Genomic DNA, 1584 nt, shown 5'->3' with positions numbered 1-1584 from the left:
CGTGGGCGCTATCTTGTCAGACCCGTAGGCTGCTGGCAAGGTGGGTTGGCGGGACGGTTACAATATTTTGAGCGTTTGGCCCGCGATCTTTTTGAACAAGGTAAAGTGTAAATCTAGCTCTAACATGGAGTTCAAAGGGGGATCAAAAATTCCGCGCATTTTCGGCGCCATTTAGCTCTACGTTAGGACTCGCTCTGACTTCTGCTGCTCCACTTCCTCGGACTCCGGCGGCGCTGCACGGTTGCAGGCCTGCTGCTCGGCCTTCGTGGAACAAAACAGGCACATCGAGCTTGCTTTCCTGCAAGGCTCCAGCCATAATCTCCGGCAACGCCGCAGCGCTCCAAGCTGTGGATGGTGCGCAAACGAGCGGCGATGCATCAGGCATGAGTGCGCCCGCAGTTTGCCAAAACATCGGGAAAGGACTCTACAAGAGGCAATACCTGGCCTAAAAGACCCTGAAATCCGCGATTAAACTCCAAAGGATTTCATGATGTGGAGTTCAGGCAGTGTTGGCTGCGGGGTGGTTGGTATTTGCAGAAATCCCCAAATGGGTAATTTTCAAATTTCCAGCGTCCGACGAAGCCGCCGCCAGTGATAGCGGATTTTTTCGGATATTACGTCAATTCGGCATCAGAAGGAGCATATTATCATGGGTTTATTTGATTTCTTCAAGCAGGCAAGTCCGACGAAATTGGCTGATCAACTATTTCAACATGCCGTCAGAATTGACATTTCTCAGGAAATGAAGATACATTTGGCGAGCGCCGCAATAGATGTAGACCGCTACAGGAATGAGCAGCAGTTAGTGCAATTGTACTGGACTCAAAATCTGCTTTACTCGGCAGCATACTCTAAGGAAAACAAGTTTTTTCAGAATACAAGTGAGTTGTTCGGGAGTAAATTTTACTCGCTAGTCGAAGAGCGACAGTACTTTGGTTTTGAAAACAAGTACAGTCTGAATGACCATCTTCACAAATACTATACATTTGAGTCGGCCGACAAAATGGTAAGCATGCTATTTCACGCTTTACGGAACCAAAACTTAATCGTTAAGAGTGATGATGCTAGGCGAGTATTCACTGAATACCTAAGGCTGTTTACTGATGGAATGAAAGAGATAGTTTTGCCTCATATCAGGCGTGAACTTGGCTAACTGTCGCATCCCAGACAATCATATATACCTTTGGCGCTCCACACCCTCGGGATCCGTCTGCGCAACCCCGGCCATAATCTTCGGCAACGCCGCAGCGTTCCAAGGCCACAGCACCCTTCTCCACAGCGCCTAACCTGCGGTTCAACTCGGACGCGCCTTCGGCCCGCCGGTTAACCTCAACGTTAGGCCTCGCTCTGGCTTCTTCTGTTCCACTTCCTCGGTCTCCGGCGGCGCTGCCCGGTTGCAGGCCTGCTGCTCGGCCTTCGTGGAACTGCACAGGCACGCCGCCCTTGCTTTCCTCCGCCCTTGCTTTCCTGCGAAGCCCCAGCCATAATCTCCGGCAACGCCGCAGCGTTCCAAGGCCCCAGCACCCTTCTCGCCATCGCCTCTCAAGAAACACCCTTAAGAAGCGCGTAGATAAAAACTTCCAG

General features: G+C 51.2%; 1 protein-coding gene. It reads left to right on the top strand.

Going from position 1 to position 1584, the window contains the following annotated elements:
* The first annotated feature begins 649 nt into the window (after positions 1 to 649).
* On the top strand, positions 650 to 1153 hold the full coding sequence (locus SRAH_RS11395) for a hypothetical protein (protein WP_029463463.1): 504 nt from the start codon (positions 650 to 652) through the stop codon (positions 1151 to 1153).
* The last annotated feature ends 431 nt before the right edge of the window (positions 1154 to 1584 follow it).

The sequence above is a fragment of the Serpentinimonas barnesii genome, from assembly GCF_000696225.1.
GTDB lineage: Bacteria > Pseudomonadota > Gammaproteobacteria > Burkholderiales > Burkholderiaceae_C > Serpentinimonas > Serpentinimonas barnesii.
This window is presented reverse-complemented; position numbering and strand designations above follow the sequence as displayed.